At 38.5% G+C, this 18,302-nt stretch carries 19 protein-coding genes; 14 read left to right on the top strand and 5 right to left on the bottom strand.

Features of this window, described 5'->3' with window-relative positions; all coding sequences use genetic code 11:
* Positions 1-94: 94 nt before the first annotated feature.
* Positions 95-868, bottom strand: coding sequence for a sensor histidine kinase (locus H6A27_RS15110; RefSeq protein ID WP_239469567.1), 774 nt, complete (start codon positions 866-868; stop codon positions 95-97).
* A gap of 876 nt (positions 869-1,744) precedes the next feature.
* Here H6A27_RS15110 and H6A27_RS04490 point away from each other — a divergent pair.
* The 4 genes from H6A27_RS04490 to H6A27_RS04475 all read left to right on the top strand — a co-directional run bounded on the left by H6A27_RS04490 (position 1,745) and on the right by H6A27_RS04475 (position 2,749).
* Entirely contained in the window at positions 1,745-2,005 is a 261-nt protein-coding gene (locus H6A27_RS04490) for a DUF3836 domain-containing protein (RefSeq protein ID WP_204402782.1), read from the top strand.
* Positions 2,006-2,145: 140 nt separating this feature from the next.
* Positions 2,146-2,403 carry a DUF3791 domain-containing protein gene (locus H6A27_RS04485; protein WP_204394732.1) on the top strand — a complete coding sequence of 86 codons (258 nt, stop codon included), beginning with the start codon at positions 2,146-2,148 and terminating at the stop codon, positions 2,401-2,403.
* 1 nt (position 2,404) lies between these two features.
* A complete protein-coding gene (locus H6A27_RS04480; RefSeq protein ID WP_204507844.1) occupies positions 2,405-2,524 on the top strand; it encodes a DUF3990 domain-containing protein in 120 nt (39 codons plus the stop codon).
* Positions 2,525-2,536: 12 nt separating this feature from the next.
* Positions 2,537-2,749: a DUF3791 domain-containing protein gene (locus H6A27_RS04475; protein ID WP_204394730.1), complete on the top strand. Its 213-nt coding sequence runs from the start codon at positions 2,537-2,539 to the stop codon at positions 2,747-2,749.
* A gap of 142 nt (positions 2,750-2,891) precedes the next feature.
* Here H6A27_RS04475 and H6A27_RS04470 read toward each other — a convergent pair whose 3' ends face one another.
* Complete coding sequence (locus H6A27_RS04470) at positions 2,892-3,743, bottom strand: sensor histidine kinase (protein WP_204507843.1); 852 nt, start codon at positions 3,741-3,743, stop codon at positions 2,892-2,894.
* 376 nt (positions 3,744-4,119) lie between these two features.
* On the opposite strand from H6A27_RS04470, the gene H6A27_RS04465 reads away from it, so the two are divergent.
* From H6A27_RS04465 to tpx, 8 genes are all read left to right on the top strand, one after another.
* On the top strand, positions 4,120-5,004 hold the full coding sequence (locus tag H6A27_RS04465) for a TraB/GumN family protein (RefSeq protein ID WP_204507842.1): 885 nt from the start codon (positions 4,120-4,122) through the stop codon (positions 5,002-5,004).
* Positions 5,005-5,494: 490 nt separating this feature from the next.
* Positions 5,495-6,100, top strand: a complete 606-nt coding sequence (locus H6A27_RS04460; protein WP_204507841.1) for a DUF2975 domain-containing protein — start codon at positions 5,495-5,497, stop codon at positions 6,098-6,100.
* A 15-nt stretch (positions 6,101-6,115) separates the two neighbouring features.
* Complete coding sequence (locus H6A27_RS04455; protein WP_204507840.1) at positions 6,116-6,556, top strand: DUF2975 domain-containing protein; 441 nt, start codon at positions 6,116-6,118, stop codon at positions 6,554-6,556.
* A 27-nt stretch (positions 6,557-6,583) separates the two neighbouring features.
* Positions 6,584-7,036 (top strand): DUF2975 domain-containing protein, encoded by a 453-nt coding sequence (locus H6A27_RS04450; protein ID WP_204402771.1) that lies wholly within the window; start codon positions 6,584-6,586, stop codon positions 7,034-7,036.
* A 13-nt stretch (positions 7,037-7,049) separates the two neighbouring features.
* Entirely contained in the window at positions 7,050-7,505 is a 456-nt protein-coding gene (locus tag H6A27_RS04445) for a DUF2975 domain-containing protein (RefSeq protein ID WP_204507839.1), read from the top strand.
* Positions 7,506-7,526: 21 nt separating this feature from the next.
* The gene (locus tag H6A27_RS04440) at positions 7,527-7,733 is read left to right on the top strand and encodes a helix-turn-helix domain-containing protein (protein ID WP_204390448.1); all 207 of its coding nucleotides are present in this window, start codon (positions 7,527-7,529) and stop codon (positions 7,731-7,733) included.
* Between the two features lie 100 nt (positions 7,734-7,833).
* On the top strand, positions 7,834-10,653 hold the full coding sequence (locus H6A27_RS04435) for a M16 family metallopeptidase (RefSeq protein ID WP_204507838.1): 2,820 nt from the start codon (positions 7,834-7,836) through the stop codon (positions 10,651-10,653).
* A gap of 129 nt (positions 10,654-10,782) precedes the next feature.
* Positions 10,783-11,349 carry a thiol peroxidase gene (tpx, locus tag H6A27_RS04430; RefSeq protein ID WP_204507837.1) on the top strand — a complete coding sequence of 189 codons (567 nt, stop codon included), beginning with the start codon at positions 10,783-10,785 and terminating at the stop codon, positions 11,347-11,349.
* Between the two features lie 93 nt (positions 11,350-11,442).
* Here the strand turns inward: tpx and H6A27_RS04425 are convergent, their stop codons facing one another.
* Complete coding sequence (locus tag H6A27_RS04425; RefSeq protein WP_204507880.1) at positions 11,443-12,585, bottom strand: iron-containing alcohol dehydrogenase; 1,143 nt, start codon at positions 12,583-12,585, stop codon at positions 11,443-11,445.
* A 214-nt stretch (positions 12,586-12,799) separates the two neighbouring features.
* Between H6A27_RS04425 and H6A27_RS04420 the strand changes: the two genes are divergently transcribed.
* Complete coding sequence (locus tag H6A27_RS04420) at positions 12,800-14,302, top strand: glycoside hydrolase family 10-like protein (RefSeq protein WP_204507836.1); 1,503 nt, start codon at positions 12,800-12,802, stop codon at positions 14,300-14,302.
* Between the two features lie 104 nt (positions 14,303-14,406).
* On the opposite strand, the gene H6A27_RS04415 is transcribed toward H6A27_RS04420, so the two are convergent.
* Positions 14,407-15,696, bottom strand: a complete 1,290-nt coding sequence (locus tag H6A27_RS04415) for an O-acetylhomoserine aminocarboxypropyltransferase/cysteine synthase family protein (RefSeq protein ID WP_204507835.1) — start codon at positions 15,694-15,696, stop codon at positions 14,407-14,409.
* A 161-nt stretch (positions 15,697-15,857) separates the two neighbouring features.
* On the opposite strand from H6A27_RS04415, the gene H6A27_RS04410 reads away from it, so the two are divergent.
* Positions 15,858-16,328 carry an Lrp/AsnC family transcriptional regulator gene (locus H6A27_RS04410; protein ID WP_204507834.1) on the top strand — a complete coding sequence of 157 codons (471 nt, stop codon included), beginning with the start codon at positions 15,858-15,860 and terminating at the stop codon, positions 16,326-16,328.
* Positions 16,329-16,390: 62 nt separating this feature from the next.
* Here H6A27_RS04410 and rpsA read toward each other — a convergent pair whose 3' ends face one another.
* On the bottom strand, positions 16,391-18,175 hold the full coding sequence (gene rpsA / locus H6A27_RS04405) for a 30S ribosomal protein S1 (RefSeq protein ID WP_204402766.1): 1,785 nt from the start codon (positions 18,173-18,175) through the stop codon (positions 16,391-16,393).
* Between the last annotated feature and the right edge of the window lie 127 nt (positions 18,176-18,302).

The raw sequence follows: 18,302 nt of genomic DNA, 5'->3' as shown, positions 1-18,302 counted from the left end.
ATGGTTTGTACTGGATATCAGAGATTTTTATGGATATACATGGCACTTTTGATATATATGATATTATTGCCATAATAATAAGCAGCCTTGTGTTTTACCGATTATGTCTGTTATTTGGAGTATCAAGCGGCAGATAGATAGTAAATTCCGTAAATTCTCCTTCTGTGCTGTTGACGAATATTCGTCCCTCATGCGCCTTAATCACCTGGTCAACAAAGTTCAGGCCCAGACCGAAGCCTGAAGCTCCGTTCTTGCGGCTGCGCTTTGCTGCCGCTGCGCGTTCATACTTCTGGAAAATGACTTTCTGATCGGCTTCTGATATGCCCATCCCATTGTCGCGTACTTTCAGGATGGTGTAGCGTTCGCTCTCTTCAGCCGTGATATTTATTTCCACACTCTCCTTTGAGTATTTGATGGCATTGTCAATCAGATTGCTTAATACTTCACCCAGATAATCGTTGTCGGCATAAGCTGTTTTAGCCTGCAAGCTGATTATAAAGTTTACAGGTTTCTGTGCTTTGGCCTTGAATTTTTCTGTCAGTTTCTCTATTATTGGAGTAAGCTCAACTTCTGTTTTATTCATCTCCAGTTTATGGTTCTCCAGCTTTGAGATGGTAAGTATCTTGTTGGTGAGAGCAAACAGATGATCTGTCTCGCTTTTTGCTATGTTCATGTATTTGTTTTTTATTTCCGGTTTGCCTTCCAGTCTTCCGCTTTTCAGCATATCCTGCACCATCATAATAGTACTTAGAGGTGTTTTCATGTCATGTACCATAGCGTATGAGAAGTCTTCACGGATTTGGGAGATCTTATTGTTTTTTGATATTATTCTTACTTGGTACATAATACTTCCAATAACAAAAATCATAAAAAAGATAGTTGAAATAAGAAGGATATCCATTCGTTCAAAAATAGAGATTTGTGGATTTTCAAGAACAAGTTGTATTCCTTTTGATAAATCAGCTTTTATAGGAATGGCTTTGGATTCTATTGAAAACAAAGAACTTCTCAGATTGTATTTATTGTAACTATCGTAAATCTCTTTATTCTTAGGATTTATAATTCTAATATAAAAACTATTATTAATGTTTTTCTCTTTTAATAATATGTTCGTGATAGAATCTATTCTTTGGAGTGATAATTCATATCCTAATTTTGATATTCCTTCATAAAGATAAGTTGATTGTGGAATAGAATCAGTATTTGCGCCACCAATTATTCGTGTTCCTTCTGGAAGTTGTTTTGCAATAATACTTGTTTCTTTATTTAATGCTTCTTCTATTATATTATTGCATTCAATGAAAATATTATTTCTAATGAGAATATAGGTGTTGTGAAGCCATACATATTGTAAAGATAATATGGATATAATACCTAGGAGTGTAAAGTATAATATAAAATTATGGTATTTCATTTTTTAATGCAAAAATAATAAATAACATTTAGATAACATAGAAATAGCATCAAATGAATAGATCGAAATTAATAGCATGCAACAAAAAATATGACTATGAAATATATAAAATAGTAATAATGGAATGTGAGAGACTTATGATAAATGAATTTCCTCTAACTGTGAATGGATATATTCAGATGTAACATTATGGAAAGGAGATTGAATATTTTTTTTGAAGGTTGTATTAACCTAAAGATAACGTATTGATAACATAAACTCTTGTTCTTTGCGCATACCTTTGCAGCATAAGAAATAACAAATGAAGTCTAACTTAAAAATTAAATTATTATGATAACAGAATTAATCATTTCAGCAGTCGCGTCAGTGTCTTTGTCAACTCCTAAAGTAGTTTATAATGTAGCCTCAGAAGATAAGAAAGTTACAAATATTGAGGCCTATTCTGTAAGTGAAGGTAAATATCTTAAACGTATGTATAAGATAAACTTTATCTATAATGCAGATGGTGAAGTTACCGATAAGAATACTTATCAGTGGGATGAAAGAAATTCCGGTTATATATTGAAGGAGACTGAGAAGTTTACCAAATAAAATCCTTCAAATTCTCTCTTAAAAGTTTAACTTGATAATCCCTGATATTCTGTACGTGTGTTTGCAGGATGTCAGGGATTTTTGTTTTTGAATTTTATTTTTTATTTTTGTGTTGAATAGTTCCTAAAAGAGTTGTATTTATGAGTTTGAGAATTAGTTCGGATGAAGAATTGAAGACCATTTTTGTTTCTTCTTGTATTGAGACTGTAGCTAATCACTTGGAATGTTCTGCAAGTGATGTATATCTTCGTATGCAAAGAGTAGGGTTTATTGAAGGGTATATCTGGAAATATTATGATACATTGCATACCCAAAGTAGGGAGTATGTGCTTGATGATGTTCTTGAAGCTTTGAATAATTGGGAGAAAGTTAAAATCACTAATAATAAAGATACTTAATATGAAAGTATATCATGGCTCTGTATATACAATAGAACAGCCCTTGGCAAATATTGGTAGAAAGAATCTTGATTTCGGAGAGGGATTTTATGTTACAGATATAAAGTCTCGGAACCTATAATAGAATAATATTATGCTTTCACCTGTTTTAATGTGGAATAAAATTGGACGTATTGTGATTAAATTATCCAAACGCTTAAATGTTACACCTTTAAGGGCATTAAATATTTTTTATACATCTGAAGTGTGTGATAGAATGCATGATGAAAAAGAAGAATTATATACATTTAGTGATGACTACATTGTTGATGAAATTATGATTGAACTACATGGAAAGTATATATGATAGTTAAAGAAACATTTAAAAGTTTAACTCGATAATCTCTGATATTCTGTATGTTTTATACCGGATATCAGAGATTTTTATGGATATACATGGTGCATTAGACGTATATGATATCATCGCTGTGATAAAACAGCATTGTGCTTTACAGATTATGCTTGTCGTTTGGAGTTTCAAGCGGCAGATAGATGGTAAATTCTGTAAATTCTCCTTCTGTGCTGTTTACGAATATTCTTCCCTCATGCGCCTTTATCACCTGGTCAACAAAGTTCAGGCCCAGTCCGAATCCTGAAGCTCCGTTTCTGCGACTGCGCTTTGCCGCCGCTGCGCGTTCGTATTTATGGAAAATGATTTTCTGGTCGGCTTCGGATATACCCAGCCCATTGTCACGTACTTTCAGTATGGTGTAGCGTTCGCTTTCTTCAGCCGTGATGTTTATTTCCACACTCTCTTTTGAGTATTTAATGGCATTGTCAATCAGATTACTTATTACTTCACCCAGATAATCGTTGTCTGCATAAGCTGTTTTGGCCTGCAAGCTGATGATAAAGTTTACAGGTTTCTGTGCTTTGGCCTTGAATTTTTCAGTCAGTTTCTCTATTATCGGTGTAAGCTCGACTTCTGTTTTATTCATCTCCAGTTTATGGTTTTCCAGTTTGGAGATGGTAAGTATCTTGTTTGTGAGAGCAAACAAGTGGTCTGTTTCGCTTTCCGCTATGTTCATGTATTTGTTCTTTATCTCCGGTTTTCCTTCCAGTCTTCCGCTTCTCAGCATATCCTGCACCATCATAATAGTACTTAGAGGTGTTTTCATGTCATGTACCATAGCGTATGAGAAGTCCTCACGAATTTGGGAGATTTTGTTTAATTTGAAGATATATTTAATCTGATAGACAGTGCAGACTATTGTTAGAATAGTCATTATGATTGTTGTTATGAATATAATCCACATCTTATTGAATATATTCCAATATGGATTAATCAGAACTAGTTGCATGCCAATGGATTTATCTAATTTTATGGGAATAACCTCAGTCTTGATGATTCCTAGCTTGGGAATTGTTATCTTTTTACTTGTTTGTATAGTTTTGCTGGAATCAATTACGCAGACTATGAATTCAGAGTTGATATTTTTTTTACTTAGTTGCAGAAGATGGAGATTAACCCTAAAATTGTTATTATATGAATGTATTTCTGTTTAGACATTTTTTTATTTGCAGAGTTAATAACATTATGCAGATATATAACTAAGCTTTTGCAGAAAACATTTTAACCTAAAGATAACGTATTGATAACATAAACTTTTGTTCTTTACACATACATTTGCAACATAAGAAATAACAAATGAAGTATAACTTAAAAAAATGAACACAATGAAAAAGACACTATTATTCGCGTTGCTGTTCTGCATCACGCTTGGTGCTAAGGCGCAACTGTTATGGAAAATATCAGGTAACGGACTTGACAGACCATCATACGTTATAGGAACGCATCACCTTGCACCGCTCAGTATCAAGGACAGTATAGCCAGTCTGCAACAGGTTATTGACCAAACAGAACAGGTGTATGGTGAACTTGTGATGGAGGATGCTACAAATCCTGAATCTGTTATGAAGATGCAACAGGCTATGGTACTGCCGGCTGATACTACACTGAAAAGCTTTTACACAAAAGTACAATATGATACCATAGCAGCTGTGGTAAAGACTTATATAGGAGTAGATCTTGCCTTGTTCGACAAGCTGAAACCTGCAGCTGTGACTACACAACTGGCATTGGCTTTGGCTATGAAATCGCTGAAAGGATTTAATCCGCAGGAACAGCTTGACACTTGGTTCCAGACTCAGGCACGACAGGCTGGAAAGAAGGTAGGAAGTCTGGAAACCATTGATGAACAAGTAAATGTTCTTTACAATTCGCAAACTCTGGCACGTCAGGCACTTCTGCTGCACTGCGCCGCTACGCATATTGAGCAGGGTATTGACCAGACATTACGTATGACTAATGCTTACATGAAACAGGATTTGGATGGACTGCTTTCTATCATTGAAGAAAAGATGAACAATTCCTGCGACAGTACTCCAGAAGAGCAGGAAGCGCTGATATACGGACGTAACGCAAACTGGGCCCGTCTGTTACCGGACATTATGAAGCAGGCCCCAACTTTGTTCGTAGTTGGTGCCGGACATTTGCCTGGTCCGCAAGGTTTGCTAAAGTTGATTCAGGAACAGGGATATAGGGTAGAGGCTATGAAATAGACCATGAATATATAAATATAAGGAATCTGATTATATATTATTATGACTGTATTTCTGTTGGAATTTATAGTGCCGTTTAGGCGTACGCACATTCGAGTTTAAATGTGCGCACATTCGATCTTAAACGTGGGCACGTTTTACCTGAAATACGGGCACGTTTTTTCCGGAACACAAGGAAGGAAAAATCCGTACAAAAACGGTCAGTGAAGTTTACCAAATAGAATCCTTCAGATTTTCTCTCTTAAAAGTTTAACGATGTAATCCCTGATATTCTGTACGGCTGTTTGCAGAATGTCAGGGATTTTTTATTCTTCATAATAGCTTATTTATTGCATTAGATTAAAAATATATCGTTTTTCGATAAATTTTTCTTGTTTTTCTTTTGTATTTCAAAAATAGTATATACATTTGCATATCGAAAAACGATAAATAATTATTGAAAACAAGTAAGAGAATATAAGGATAATAGTAACAGATAAACATTGAGATTATGAAAACAGTACGTATTTTAGGATTTGTGGTAATAGCGATAATCGTATTTTTCGCTTTTACTGACGGGCTCAGAAAGTTTGGTGAAATAGATGATTCTATTCCTCGAACATATGTTGGAATGAATCCGGTATTGGTTTCTGTAATACAGGATAAAACATTGGTTCCGGATAGTCTGTATAATTCTGCAGAGAACAGGAAAGTGCCATATAAGCTGGATACTATATCTACGTATGTTACTTTTGATAGTTTTTATACTGATTATTTTATAATACTGACAGTCCCTTTTCTGTTATTTTTCTTATATGGCTTCGTGTCTCTTGTAGGTCTTCTGCTGGATATTTGCCGTAATAAGGTGCTTACTAAAAAGAATGTTCGCCGTATGCGTATGTTTGTTTATTCTTTTGTATTGTTTTCAGCAATAAAAGAATTAGGAGAATATATAGAGTATTCTCAGGTTGTGAACGAAATAACTTTACCGGCAGGTTATACGATTGACACTTTCGGACTGAAATATCCTTGGATATTGTTTATGTTGTTGGTATTGTTTGTCGAAATATTTGCCAAAGCGGAGAAAATTAAGGAAGAAAATGATTTGACCATTTAAAAATAGATAAAGATTATGAAAAACAAAGTTTCTCAGAAAAAACAATTGACAATGTTCTGTAGCCTTACGGTTGCATATACAAGTTTGCTTGTCGGAATACTGCGTTTCGGTCTTGAAATTGCTGATGTAATTTTTATGGATACAGTATTCAATTATGAGACCTGTACAAGATTGGTAATATATACATGTATAATCCTGTCGGCAATATCCATAGTGTGTTTTCTTAAAAACGTAGATAAAGGATTTGTTTTCGATAAAAAGAATATATATCCTTTGCGATTCTTTGCGTGGACTGTTACCTTGACAGGGATAATCCTGACAGTGATAAACTCAATCAATGACTCCGATAGTCAGACATATATGTTTTTCCTATTAATAGGAATCTTCATAAACATACTCTCAGAAGTGTTCAATCTGGGAGTGAAGATGAAAGAAGAACAGGAACTTACTATTTGAATCATAAAATAATGAAAGGGAATAACAATGAAGACGATATGGAAAATACTCAAACAGCGCTATAAAGATATGGGTAATCTTCTATTTGCTGTTCTGGTTGGAATGATAAGTGTAATGATGTATTTTGGTCCTACTATTGTAAGACTTTTGCTGGCTGGCACTTCTGAACGGATGCTGGGCGGAGTGTATGCATGTAATTTATTGGTCATTCTTGTGTTTTGCTTTTGTATAATCAGGATTGACTGCCGAAAACTGATTAGTAATAAGACTGCTGGTATTCTGGAGAGTATTGGCTCTTTTACGGTTCTTTTTATGTTGATTCGTAACTCTTTTGCAAAGAGAGCAGGTGATTTGGGGGATGAATTTTTATATTCATTGGATTGGTTCACTATTATGTTATTTGGAATTATGATGGCATTTATAGGAAAGATAGTGCGCCGTGCGGTAAAAATTAAGGAAGAAAATGATTTGACCATTTAATAGGAATAGAACTATGAGCGAGATTAAGCCTGATAAAAAACTTGTAAGATATTGCGAGGTTATTTCTGTGATAACAATAATAGCCGCAGCTATGTACGGATTTCCTAATATACTGGACCTTTGTTATGAAATGGGAAAGGATGATAGCGATACATTTATATGGTACGCCTTAGTAGTAGGCATAGAGAGTTACGCCATAATGTTTGTAGGAGTTCTGTCGTATGTGATGGTTCGTAATGTGAAGCGGGGAAATATCTTCAGCCGTGTGAACAAACGTATCCTGAATGCCATAGGTGTTTCAACTACTTTGTCCGGAATACTTATAAATTTGATAATTCGTTTAAGTCCTCTTGAAATGCCGACTGAGGTTTGTGTGTTATTTATAATCTTGGGAATGATGTTTGTATTGACTGCCTGTATTTTTGAGATAGGAATACGAATGAAAGAAGAACAGGATTTGACAATTTGATAGATTAAAAAACTGACATATATGCCTATAATAGTAAACTTGGACGTAATGATGGCGAAACGGAAAATTTCGCTTGGTGAACTGGCAGAACGCATAGACCTTACTCCAGCAAACCTTTCTATACTTAAAACGGGAAAGGCTAAAGCTATACGTTTCTCTACTTTGGAGGCTATCTGTAAGGAACTGGACTGCCAGCCGGGAGATATTCTGGAATATAGGGACGAATGATGTATTAACATAAAGATAACAAAGCGATAACATAAACTAATCTTCTTTGCGCATACCTTTGCGGCATAAGAACAACTAAACAATATAAAATATAAAAGTTATGAGAAGAATGATTAAACTGGCTTTTGTAGCCATAGCAGGTTTTGCCTGCATGCCGGTAGCTGTCAGGGCACAGCAGATGCCTCCGGTGCCTGTGGATAAGGAAGTGAGAATAGGTAAACTGGATAACGGACTTACATACTATATCCGTCATAATGAATACCCGAAGAACCAGGTGGACTTCTATATCGCCCAAAAAGTGGGTAGTATCCTTGAAGAAGACAATCAGCGTGGATTGGCTCATTTCCTTGAACACATGTGTTTCAACGGAACAAAAAACTTCCCGGGAAACTCAATGATAAAATGGCTGGAGTCTGTAGGTGTGAAGTACGGTTATAATCTTAATGCCTATACCAGCATTGATGAAACTGTTTATCGTATCTCCAGTGTACCTACTGAACGTATCGGGGTACAGGACTCATGTCTGATGATTCTGTCCGACTGGGCTGACGGCCTTTTGCTTGAAGGTAAGGAGATAGACGAGGAGCGTTCCGTTATACATGAGGAATGGAGAAGCCAGCTGCCTCCAAATATGAGAATAATGGAGAAACTGCTTCCGGTGATATATCCTGACAGCAGATACGGACACCGTCTTCCTATAGGAACCATGGAAGTGGTGGACAATTTCCCGCATCAGGCTTTGCGCGACTATTATGAAAAGTGGTACCGTCCTGACCTTCAGGGTATAGTAGTGGTGGGCGATATTGATGTGGACCGCATAGAAGGCAAGATAAAGGAATTGTTCTCAAAGATAGAGAAGCCAGTAAATCCGGCAGAAAGGGTTTACTACCCTGTGGCCGACAATGAAAAGCCTATTATCGCTTTCGGCTCGGATAAGGAACAGAGCAATTATGTGGCTCAGATTATGTTCAAGTATGATGCTCTGCCTGATTCGTTGAAAGGTACAATGGCTGATGTTACAACCGCTTATCTGCTCGATATGGCTCAGATGATGCTTCAGATAAGACTGAACGAACAGGGTCAGAAGGCGGATGCTCCGTTTGCACTTGCAGAAACAATTCATGGAGAGTTTCTTATGTCGAAGACAAAACAGGCTTTCCTATTGGCTATGATTCCAAAGGGCAACAGTTTCGACGAAGGACTGAAGGCTGTATATCGTGAGGCTCTCCGTGCCAAGAGGGGAGGATTTACCGCCACTGAATATGCGCGTTGCCGCACGGAATATCTTTCTCAGCTTGAAAAGGCTTACAACAACCGCAACCAGCAGGAAAACAAGACTCTTGCAGAATCGTATGTACGCAACTTTATCGACAAGAAGCCTATACCGGGTATAGAAACAGAATATCAGATGATGAGCATGATTGTGAACCAGATACCTGTGGAAGCCGTTAATCAGGTGTTCTCGCAGATTGTTTCGGACAAAAATCTGGTTGTTCTCGGTATGATGCCTGCACGCGAAGGGGAGTCATGTCCTAAGGATGAAGATATACTAGCATTGCTTTCTCAGGTGGAGGCCGAAAACATTGCTCCTTACGTGGACAATGTGAAGGATGAACCTCTGGTAAGCGAATTGCCTGCAGCCGGAAAGGTGGTGAAGGAAAACATGCTTTCTGATTTCGGTGCCAAGGAATGGATTCTTTCAAATGGTGCCAAAGTGGTATTGAAGAAGACTGACTTCAAGGCTGATGAGATTTATATGATGGCTGTGGCAAAAGGCGGTACTTCGGTTTATGGAAATGACAAGGCGGCGGACTTGATGTTCATGCCTGCCGTACTGGAACAGCACGGTTTGGGTAATTTCACCAATTCTGATCTGACCAAGCTGATGGCCGGCAAGCAGGTTTCCCTGAAAGTTGCTTTCGAGGACTATGTACGTAGTCTTTACGGAAATACCACTCCGAAGGATCTGAAGACTTATATGGAGATGATATACATGACTTTCACAGGACTGACAGTAACAGAGGATGAATTTGCTGCAATGCAGAATCTGTATAAGGGATTGATCCAGAATCAGGAGCAGAATCCTAGTTTTGTCTTCCAGAAGAAGGTTCAGGAATTCCTTTATACTTCGCCTAACAAGCAGGTGTTCGGTATAAGTGATATTGAGAAGGCAAACCGTGAGAATATTCTTTCTATTATCAATGAGCAGCTTGCCAATGCAGCGGACTTTACATTTGTATTCAGTGGTAACTTTGATGAAACAGATTTGAAGACACTTGTTGAACAGTATATCGCTTCACTGCCTTCTGTGAAAGGGAAAAAACAGGAATTGAAATATAACAGTGCGGTAGAAATCAAGTCCGGTAGCGAAGAAAAGGATTTCACAATGAAGATGGAAGTGCCTCAGGGTAGTGCTGCTGTCATCATCAGTGGAAAGATGCCTTACTCATTCAAGAACAGACTGATGGCTTCAATGTCGGCACAGATAATCTCTACACGTCTATTGAATGAAGTACGCGAGAAGGAAGGCGCTGTCTATAGCATATTTACACAGGGCTCGCAGGACAGACTTTCTGAAGTGTCGGTTGCATATCAGACTATATTCCAGGTTAAGCCTGAAAAGAAAGACCGTGCTCTTGAAATAATCCGCAGCGAGTTTGAGAAACTGGCGAAGGAAACTCCTGTGGAGGAACTTGACAAAGTGAAGGAATTCATGGTTAAGCAGTATGCCGAGAATGAACATACAAACAGCTATTGGTGCTCAATGATGGCAGGCAACGAACTTAAACCGTCTGAAGTATTTGCCCAGGCTGAAAAGGTAATCTTGTCTGTAACTCCGGAAGAACTTTCGGAATATGTCGGCAAAGTTATGGAACAGAACAACTACAGGGTATTGGTAATGATGCCTGAAAACAAGTGATAAATTGTAGTTCAATCTATAACAGACAAAATGCTAAAAAGAGCAAAGAATATGGAATGATGGTATAATAATTGTAATCATTATAAAATAAGAATTATATTTGTGGCTGAACCAATTAAATTATACAGTATGAGAAAAGTTACTTTATTATTCTTGTCCGTTTTTAGCATTTTGTTTTTTTATGTCGCATCAGCTCAGGAAAAGGTTATAGCCCGGGGAGTGGAGGTATCTACCAACGGTTATATGCCGGAAGTAGGAGTGATGGCTCCGGACTTTTACGCTACGGACAAGGGTATGAACGAGGTTTCCCTTTCATCATTTAGAGGAAAAAAAGTGATATTGAATATTTTCCCTAGTCTGGATACACCGACATGTGCCCTTTCTGTAAGACATTTTAATGCTGATGCGGCTTCTCTTGAAAATACCGTGGTGCTTTGCGTTTCGAAGGATTTGCCTTTCGCTCAATCAAGATTTTGCTCTACGGAAGGATTGGACAGGGTAATACCGCTATCGGTTTTCCGTAGTGAGGATTTTGAAAAGAATTATGGTTTGGTTATAACTGAAGGCCCTATGAGAGGATTGACTACAAGAGCTGTAATAGTTATTGATGAAACAGGAAAGATTATTTACCGCCAGCTTGTGAAGAATGTTTCGGAAGAACCTGATTATCAGAAAGCTCTCGAACGGTTGAAATAAAATTTTTGATATCTGACAGAAAAATCCTCTTATCATGGCAAATAGCTCTGATAAGAGGATTCTTTACTTTTCTATTTATCTTGAAAAATAGAATTAATATACCTTGTTGAGGATTTCTTTTGCAACTGTACCGGTTACCAGTCCGTCCTCACCAAAATGTACGTCTCTTTCATTGAAACGACGTTCTATTTCGTCTATCACTTCTCTGCCAATATTGTTTTCTGAAAGAGATGTTGTGAGACCAAGAGAATTGAAGAATTCACGAGTCTTGCGTATAGTTTCGTTTATACGGAAATCGTGTGTTCCTGAACTTACTCCGAACACTCTTGCGCCTACCTGCATGATTTTCTCACTCTTCTGCTGGCGGAGTACGTCCATTGTACCCGGAAGAATTATCGCGAGTGTATGTCCGTGAGTAAGTCCTGTAAGAGCTGTCACTTCATGACCAATCATGTGTGTAGCCCAGTCCTGTGAAACTCCCAAAGCAATGAATCCGTTAAGAGCCATTGTAGCACACATCATGAAGTCTGCCATATTCTGGTAGTCCTGCTTGTTTTCCTTGATTTTCGGAGCAATCTCAACCAGTGTCTGAAGGATACTTTCAGCCCAGCGGTCCATTAATCTTGATTCGCCGGTCTTAGTGAGATACTGTTCCATTACGTGTACGAATGTATCTGCAATACCGCATGCTATCTGATAGTCCGGTAATGAGAAAGTTACTTCAGGATCAAGGATTGAGAATTTAGGGAAGTTTGAGAAGAAAGCGTACTTCTCTTTAGTTTCCTTACAAGAAATGACTGCACCGTCGTTCATTTCCGAACCTGTTGCAGGTATAGTCAGAACTGTTCCCAGAGGAAGGGTCTTGTCAGCTTTTCCTTTTTTCACCAAGTCCCATGCGTCACCATCGTAAAGCAAACCTGCCGAGATGAGCTTTGTTCCGTCGATTACAGAACCGCCGCCAACGGCCAGAAGGAAATCCACTTTTTCTGCTTTTCCCAGTGCGATAGCCTCACGCAGTGTTTCTATGGCCGGGTTTGGCTCAATGCCCCAGAATTCAACTGTATTGTGATTTTTCAGGGCTTCCTTTACCTGCTCATAGACTCCGTTTTTCTTTACGCTACCACCGCCGAAAGTAATCATGACTTTTTTGTCGGCAGGTATTTCTTTGCTTAACTGGGCAATCATGCCTTTGCCCATAATCAGTTTTGTAGGATTCTGAAAACAAAAATTGTTCAACATGTTATTATGTATTTATGGTTTTAAACTGTATGCAAATGTACATATTTATACTGAGAGTTCAAACTTTATATTTTTAACGTATATGTGTCCGTTTTTGTTTATCTTTTAATAAGATAGGCTACACCTCGGAATTAAAAGTTGAAAACACTGTTTTCACTTTGTACTTCATTCGGTTTGCACTATCTTTGTACCCTCGAAAACTTTATAGATAATGAATAGAATTAAAACTTTGATTGTTCTTGCTGCTATGTTGCTGAATACTTCAGTTTTCAGTGCTCAGACAGCATCTCCTAAACGTGAGTTTCGCGGGGCATGGATACAGTTTGTAAACGGACAGTTTCAGGGTATGCCTGCAGAAACTATGAAACAGACTCTTCTGGAACAGCTTGATGATTTGCAGGGAGCAGGTATTAATGCCATAATTTTTCAGGTTAGGGCAGAGGCTGATGCATTATATAAGTCATCGTACGAGCCTTGGAGCCGTTTTTTGACAGGTATTCAGGGAGTTCAGCCTTCACCCACATGGGATCCGCTGCAGTTTATGATTGAAGAGTGCCACAAGCGTGGTATGGAATTACATGCATGGATTAATCCTTATAGGGCATGCACCAAAGGAACAACACAATTGTCGCCTCTGCACCCTTACAACAAACATCCCGAACTTTTTGTGAAGTATGCCGGACAGCTTTATTTTGATCCGGGATTTCCAGAGAATAGAAAGTATATCTGCAAGATAGTACGCGACATTGTAAGCCGATATGACGTAGATGCCATTCACATGGACGATTATTTCTATCCTTATCCCAATCCGGGGGAGAATTTTCCTGACGATGTAAGTTTTGCCGCTTACGGTCGTGGATTTACAGACAGAGACCAGTGGAGAAGAGATAATGTAAATGTTCTTATCAAGGAACTTCATGAGACAATCCGTGAATGTAAGCCTTGGGTGAAATTCGGTATTTCGCCTTTCGGAATATATCGTAACAAACGTACTTCACCTGAAGGCAGTGAGACTCGCGGACTCCAGAATTATGATGACCTGTATGCCGATGTTCTGCTTTGGGTGAACAAAGGGTGGATAGACTATAACATTCCGCAGGTATATTGGGAGATAGGTCATCCGGCTGCAGATTATGAAACTTTGGTTAAGTGGTGGGCGGAGAAATCAAGTGCACGTCCTCTGTATATAGGGCAGGATGTGTATAGAACAGTGAAGAAACCGGACCTGAAGAATCCTTCAGTACACCAGATGACGGCAAAATATGATTTGCAACGTTCGTTGCCAGCCGTGCAGGGTAGCTGTCAATGGTATTCTGCAGCTGTGGTGGAGAACCCAGGTAATTATAGAACTATATTGTCAAAGAACTATCATAAATATCCGGCTCTGCAGCCGTTGTATCCGTTTATTGACGACAAGATTCCATTGAAAGTTAGAAAACTTAAAGATGTTTGGACAGAATATGGATACATTCTTTTCTGGACTGCTCCTAAAGCAAAACACGTGATGGATGAGGCTGTTCAGTATGTTGTCTATAGGTTTGAGAACAAGGAAAAGGTAAATATAGAGGATGCATCGAAGATTGTTGCCATAACAAGAGATACTTTCTATAAGTTGCCATACGAGAATGGAAAGACCAAATACCGCTATGTGGTAACAGCTCTTGACAGACTGAATAATGAATCAAAACCTGTGTCTGAGAAGGTTAAATTATGATTGTAGTTTTTAGAATATATAGCGCGGCCCAAGTTTAATGAAAAACTTGAGCCGCAATTGTTTTAGGGGGATAAAACAGTGCTTAAACACTGTTTAAATACTATTTAAATGCTGTTTAATGTTTGTTCCAAATCATTTTTCAAATCTTCAATATGTTCCAGACCTATAGATAGTCTGATAGTTCCCTGATATATGTCCTGTTCCAGGAGTTCACTTTCAGTCAGCTGTGAATGTGTAGTGCTGGCAGGATGTATCACCAGCGATTTTGCATCTGCTACATTGGCAAGCAATGAGAATATTTTCAGATTGTCAATAAATTTATGTGCTTCTTCCTTGCCGCCTTTAATCTCGAATGTGAATATTGAGCCTCCACCTTTGGAAAAGTACTTATTATAAAGCTCATGATTTGGATGGGAGGTGAGCGAAGGGTGATTCACTTTCTTTACTTTTGGATGTGAAGCAAGGTAGGAAACTATTTTAAGTGTGTTCTCTACGTGGCGTTCAACTCTCAATGACAGAGTTTCAAGGCCTTGCAGAAGCATAAAGGCATTGAACGGGCTTATAGCTGCTCCTGTATCTCTGAGCAGTGTGGTTCTTATTCTTGTCACAAAAGCAGTGCTAGGATCGATATCGGTAAATATTATTCCGTGATATGATGCGTCAGGCTCTGTCAGTTGCGGAAATTTCCCGGAAGCTTTCCAGTCAAATTTTCCTGAATCCACAATAACTCCGCCAAGAGATGTTCCGTGTCCGCCGATGAATTTTGTGGCAGAATGTACCACTATATCTGCGCCATGTTCTATCGGACGGATAAGATACGCGGTTCCGAACGTATTGTCTATTATCAGAGGTATTTTGTTTCTGTGGGCTATATCGGCAACGGCCTGTATGTCTATTATATTTGAATTTGGATTGCCAAGTGTTTCTATAAATATGGCTTTTGTATTTTCCTGAATAGCCTTTTCGAAATTCTCAATGTTGTCCGGATCTACAAAAGTTGTACTGATTCCGTAAGTAGGGAAAGTGTGTGCCAGAAGGTTATAACTTCCACCGTAGATAGTCTTTGCTGCTACAATGTGGTCGCCCTGCTTTGCGATATTTAGAAATGAATATGTAATTGCCGCCGCTCCTGATGCTACTGCAAGTGCCGCCTTCCCACCTTCCAGTGCCGCTATTCTTTGCTCGAAAATCCCTTGTGTAGGATTTCCCAGTCGTCCGTATATTTCTCCGCTTTCCTGAAGCCCGAACAGTGCCTCGGCATATGCTGAATTATTGAATACGTATGAAGTGGTCTGATATATAGGTACAGCCCTTGCGCCTGTTGCCTTATCGGCATTTTCCTGTCCTACGTGTAGCTGTAATGTCTCGAAATGTAGTTTCTTTGTATCTGTCATAATCTTTATAGCTTTATTGTTACATCTGCAAAGATATACTCCATGGTGATACAGTCCAATATTTGTGTAAAATATAGAAAATATCACTATTATATGGTTGTTTTCTATGATTTAATTCTTATTTTAGTATCGAAAATTAAATAAAACAGAATATTAGTCCTATGAACAATGTAGAGAAATTGGATAAGGTGGATTTGCAGATACTCCGTACTTTGCAGGAGAATGCCAGACTGACAACAAAAGAGCTTGCCGCTAAAGTGAGTCTGTCGTCAACTCCGGTTTTTGAACGTCTGAAACGTCTTGAATCAGGTGGGTATATCAAGAAATATATTGCGGTGCTTGATGCGGAGAAACTTAATCAGGGTTTTATGGTTTTCTGTAAGGTGAAGATGCAGCATCTCAATTATGATATAGCACGTAGTTTTTCAGAAGTTATAGCAGGGATACCGGAAGTGACAGAGTGTTATAATATTTCAGGCAGTTTTGATTATCTCCTCAAGATTCATGCTCCGGATATGAAGTATTATCAGGGATTTATACTGAATGTGCTTGGCAGGATTGACACTTTGGCATCATTGGAGAGCGTATTTGTGATGGATGTGATAAAGCACGATTATGGAATACATATATAAAAGAATAAGGCTGAACCCCGTTGAGGATTCAGCCTTATAGATTTTATTGCAGTAGGCAAAAATTATTTCTTACCTTCCAACTGTTCTTTCAATGCAGCAAGAGCATCGATGTCACCAAGAGTTGTAGAAGCAGCCTGGTTCTGGATCATTGGAGCTTCTTCTTTCTTAGATGATTTCTTTGCAGCTTTCTTTTCTGCTTTTTCTTCAGCCTTAGCAGCATCTTCGAATACACGGCTGTGAGACAAGATGATACGTTTAGCTTCCTTGTTGAATTCGATTACTTTGAACTGAAGCTTTTCGTCAAGCTGAGCCTGAGAACCGTCTTCTTTTACAAGGTGTTTTGGAGTAGCGAAGCCTTCAACACCGTAAGGCAATGAAACTACTGCACCTTTGTCCAAAAGTTCGATGATTGTACCTTCGTGGATAGAACCTACAGTGAATACAGTTTCGAATACATCCCATGGATTTTCTTCCAACTGTTTGTGACCAAGGCTCAAGCGACGGTTTTCTTTGTCGATTTCCAATACCTGAACTTCGATTTCAGCACCAATCTGAGTGAATTCTGATGGGTGTTTGATTTTCTTAGTCCAAGAAAGGTCTGAGATGTGAATCAATCCGTCAACACCTTCCTCGATTTCAACGAATACACCGAAGTTAGTGAAGTTACGTACTTTTGCAGTGTGCTTAGTACCTACAGCATATTTTTCTTCGATGTTTTCCCATGGATCAGCTTTCAACTGCTTGATACCAAGTGACATCTTACGTTCTTCGCGGTCAAGAGTCAAGATAACAGCTTCAACTTCGTCACCAACTTTCATGAAGTCTTGAGCTGAACGCAAGTGCTGTGACCAAGACATTTCAGAAACGTGGATCAAACCTTCTACGCCTGGAGCGATTTCGATGAATGCTCCGTAGTCAGCCATAACAACTACTTTACCCTTAACGTGATCACCAACTTTCAAGTTTGGATCAAGAGCATCCCATGGATGTGGAGTAAGCTGTTTCAAACCAAGAGCGATACGTTTCTTGTCATCATCGAAGTCAAGGATAACAACGTTCAACTTCTGATCCAAAGAAACAACTTCGCGTGGATCGCTTACGCGGCCCCAAGACAAGTCTGTGATGTGAATCAAACCATCTACGCCACCCAAGTCGATGAATACACCGTAAGATGTGATATTTTTAACAGTACCTTCAAGTACCTGACCTTTTTCAAGTTTACCGATGATTTCTTTCTTCTGCTGTTCGAGTTCAGCTTCGATAAGAGCTTTGTGAGATACAACTACGTTCTTGAATTCCTGGTTGATCTTAACAACTTTGAATTCCATAGTCTTACCTACAAATACGTCATAGTCGCGGATAGGTTTAACGTCAATCTGAGAACCTGGCAAGAATGCTTCGATTCCGAATACGTCAACAATCATACCACCCTTAGTGCGGCACTTAACGTAACCCTTAATGATTTCTTCGTTTTCAAGAGCAGCGTTAACACGATCCCAAGAACGAGTAGCACGTGCTTTCTTGTGAGACAAAATCAACTGACCTTTTTTGTCTTCCTGATTTTCGATATATACTTCTACAGTATCACCTACTTTCAGGTCTGGATTGTAACGGAATTCACTCAATGGAATGATACCGTCTGATTTGTAGCCAATGTTAACTACAACTTCGCGTTTGTTCATTGCGATTACAGTACCATCAACAACCTCACGGTCATTTACTTTGTTAAGAGTACTGTCGTAAGCCTTTTCAAGTTCTTCTTTGCTTACATTTGTTAGTGTGTCACCACTTTCATACGCATCCCAGTTGAAATCTTCAATAGGAGCAATGTTCTTTAAGTTTTCCATTAAAATAAAAAATTGTTTTTAAATAATTAATTGTGTTAGACTTTATATTGTTTATCTAAATCGGGCGCAAAGATATTAACTTCCATCCATATATGCAACTTTTTGTCCGCTTTTATGCTGAAAAATA

It is taken from the genome of Bacteroides caecigallinarum (genome assembly GCF_016902295.1).
GTDB classification, from domain to species: domain Bacteria; phylum Bacteroidota; class Bacteroidia; order Bacteroidales; family Bacteroidaceae; genus Phocaeicola; species Phocaeicola caecigallinarum_A.
The sequence above is the reverse complement of the archived record's forward strand: the minus strand, read 5'-3'. Positions and strand labels throughout refer to the sequence as shown.

Coding starts and splice junctions, on each gene's coding strand:
- H6A27_RS04455 (WP_204507840.1), top strand. CDS start 6,116: ATGAAAAACAAAGTTTCTCAGAAAAAACAATTGACAATGTTCTGTAGC.
- H6A27_RS04420 (WP_204507836.1), top strand. CDS start 12,800: ATGAATAGAATTAAAACTTTGATTGTTCTTGCTGCTATGTTGCTGAAT.
- H6A27_RS04460 (WP_204507841.1), top strand. CDS start 5,495: ATGAAAACAGTACGTATTTTAGGATTTGTGGTAATAGCGATAATCGTA.
- H6A27_RS04435 (WP_204507838.1), top strand. CDS start 7,834: ATGAGAAGAATGATTAAACTGGCTTTTGTAGCCATAGCAGGTTTTGCC.
- H6A27_RS04470 (WP_204507843.1), bottom strand. CDS start 3,743: ATGCAACTAGTTCTGATTAATCCATATTGGAATATATTCAATAAGATG.
- H6A27_RS04490 (WP_204402782.1), top strand. CDS start 1,745: ATGATAACAGAATTAATCATTTCAGCAGTCGCGTCAGTGTCTTTGTCA.
- tpx (WP_204507837.1), top strand. CDS start 10,783: ATGAGAAAAGTTACTTTATTATTCTTGTCCGTTTTTAGCATTTTGTTT.
- H6A27_RS04415 (WP_204507835.1), bottom strand. CDS start 15,696: ATGACAGATACAAAGAAACTACATTTCGAGACATTACAGCTACACGTA.
- H6A27_RS04445 (WP_204507839.1), top strand. CDS start 7,050: ATGAGCGAGATTAAGCCTGATAAAAAACTTGTAAGATATTGCGAGGTT.
- H6A27_RS15110 (WP_239469567.1), bottom strand. CDS start 868: ATGATTTTTGTTATTGGAAGTATTATGTACCAAGTAAGAATAATATCA.
- H6A27_RS04485 (WP_204394732.1), top strand. CDS start 2,146: ATGAGTTTGAGAATTAGTTCGGATGAAGAATTGAAGACCATTTTTGTT.
- H6A27_RS04440 (WP_204390448.1), top strand. CDS start 7,527: ATGCCTATAATAGTAAACTTGGACGTAATGATGGCGAAACGGAAAATT.
- H6A27_RS04475 (WP_204394730.1), top strand. CDS start 2,537: ATGCTTTCACCTGTTTTAATGTGGAATAAAATTGGACGTATTGTGATT.
- H6A27_RS04450 (WP_204402771.1), top strand. CDS start 6,584: ATGAAGACGATATGGAAAATACTCAAACAGCGCTATAAAGATATGGGT.
- H6A27_RS04465 (WP_204507842.1), top strand. CDS start 4,120: ATGAAAAAGACACTATTATTCGCGTTGCTGTTCTGCATCACGCTTGGT.
- rpsA (WP_204402766.1), bottom strand. CDS start 18,175: ATGGAAAACTTAAAGAACATTGCTCCTATTGAAGATTTCAACTGGGAT.
- H6A27_RS04480 (WP_204507844.1), top strand. CDS start 2,405: ATGAAAGTATATCATGGCTCTGTATATACAATAGAACAGCCCTTGGCA.
- H6A27_RS04410 (WP_204507834.1), top strand. CDS start 15,858: ATGAACAATGTAGAGAAATTGGATAAGGTGGATTTGCAGATACTCCGT.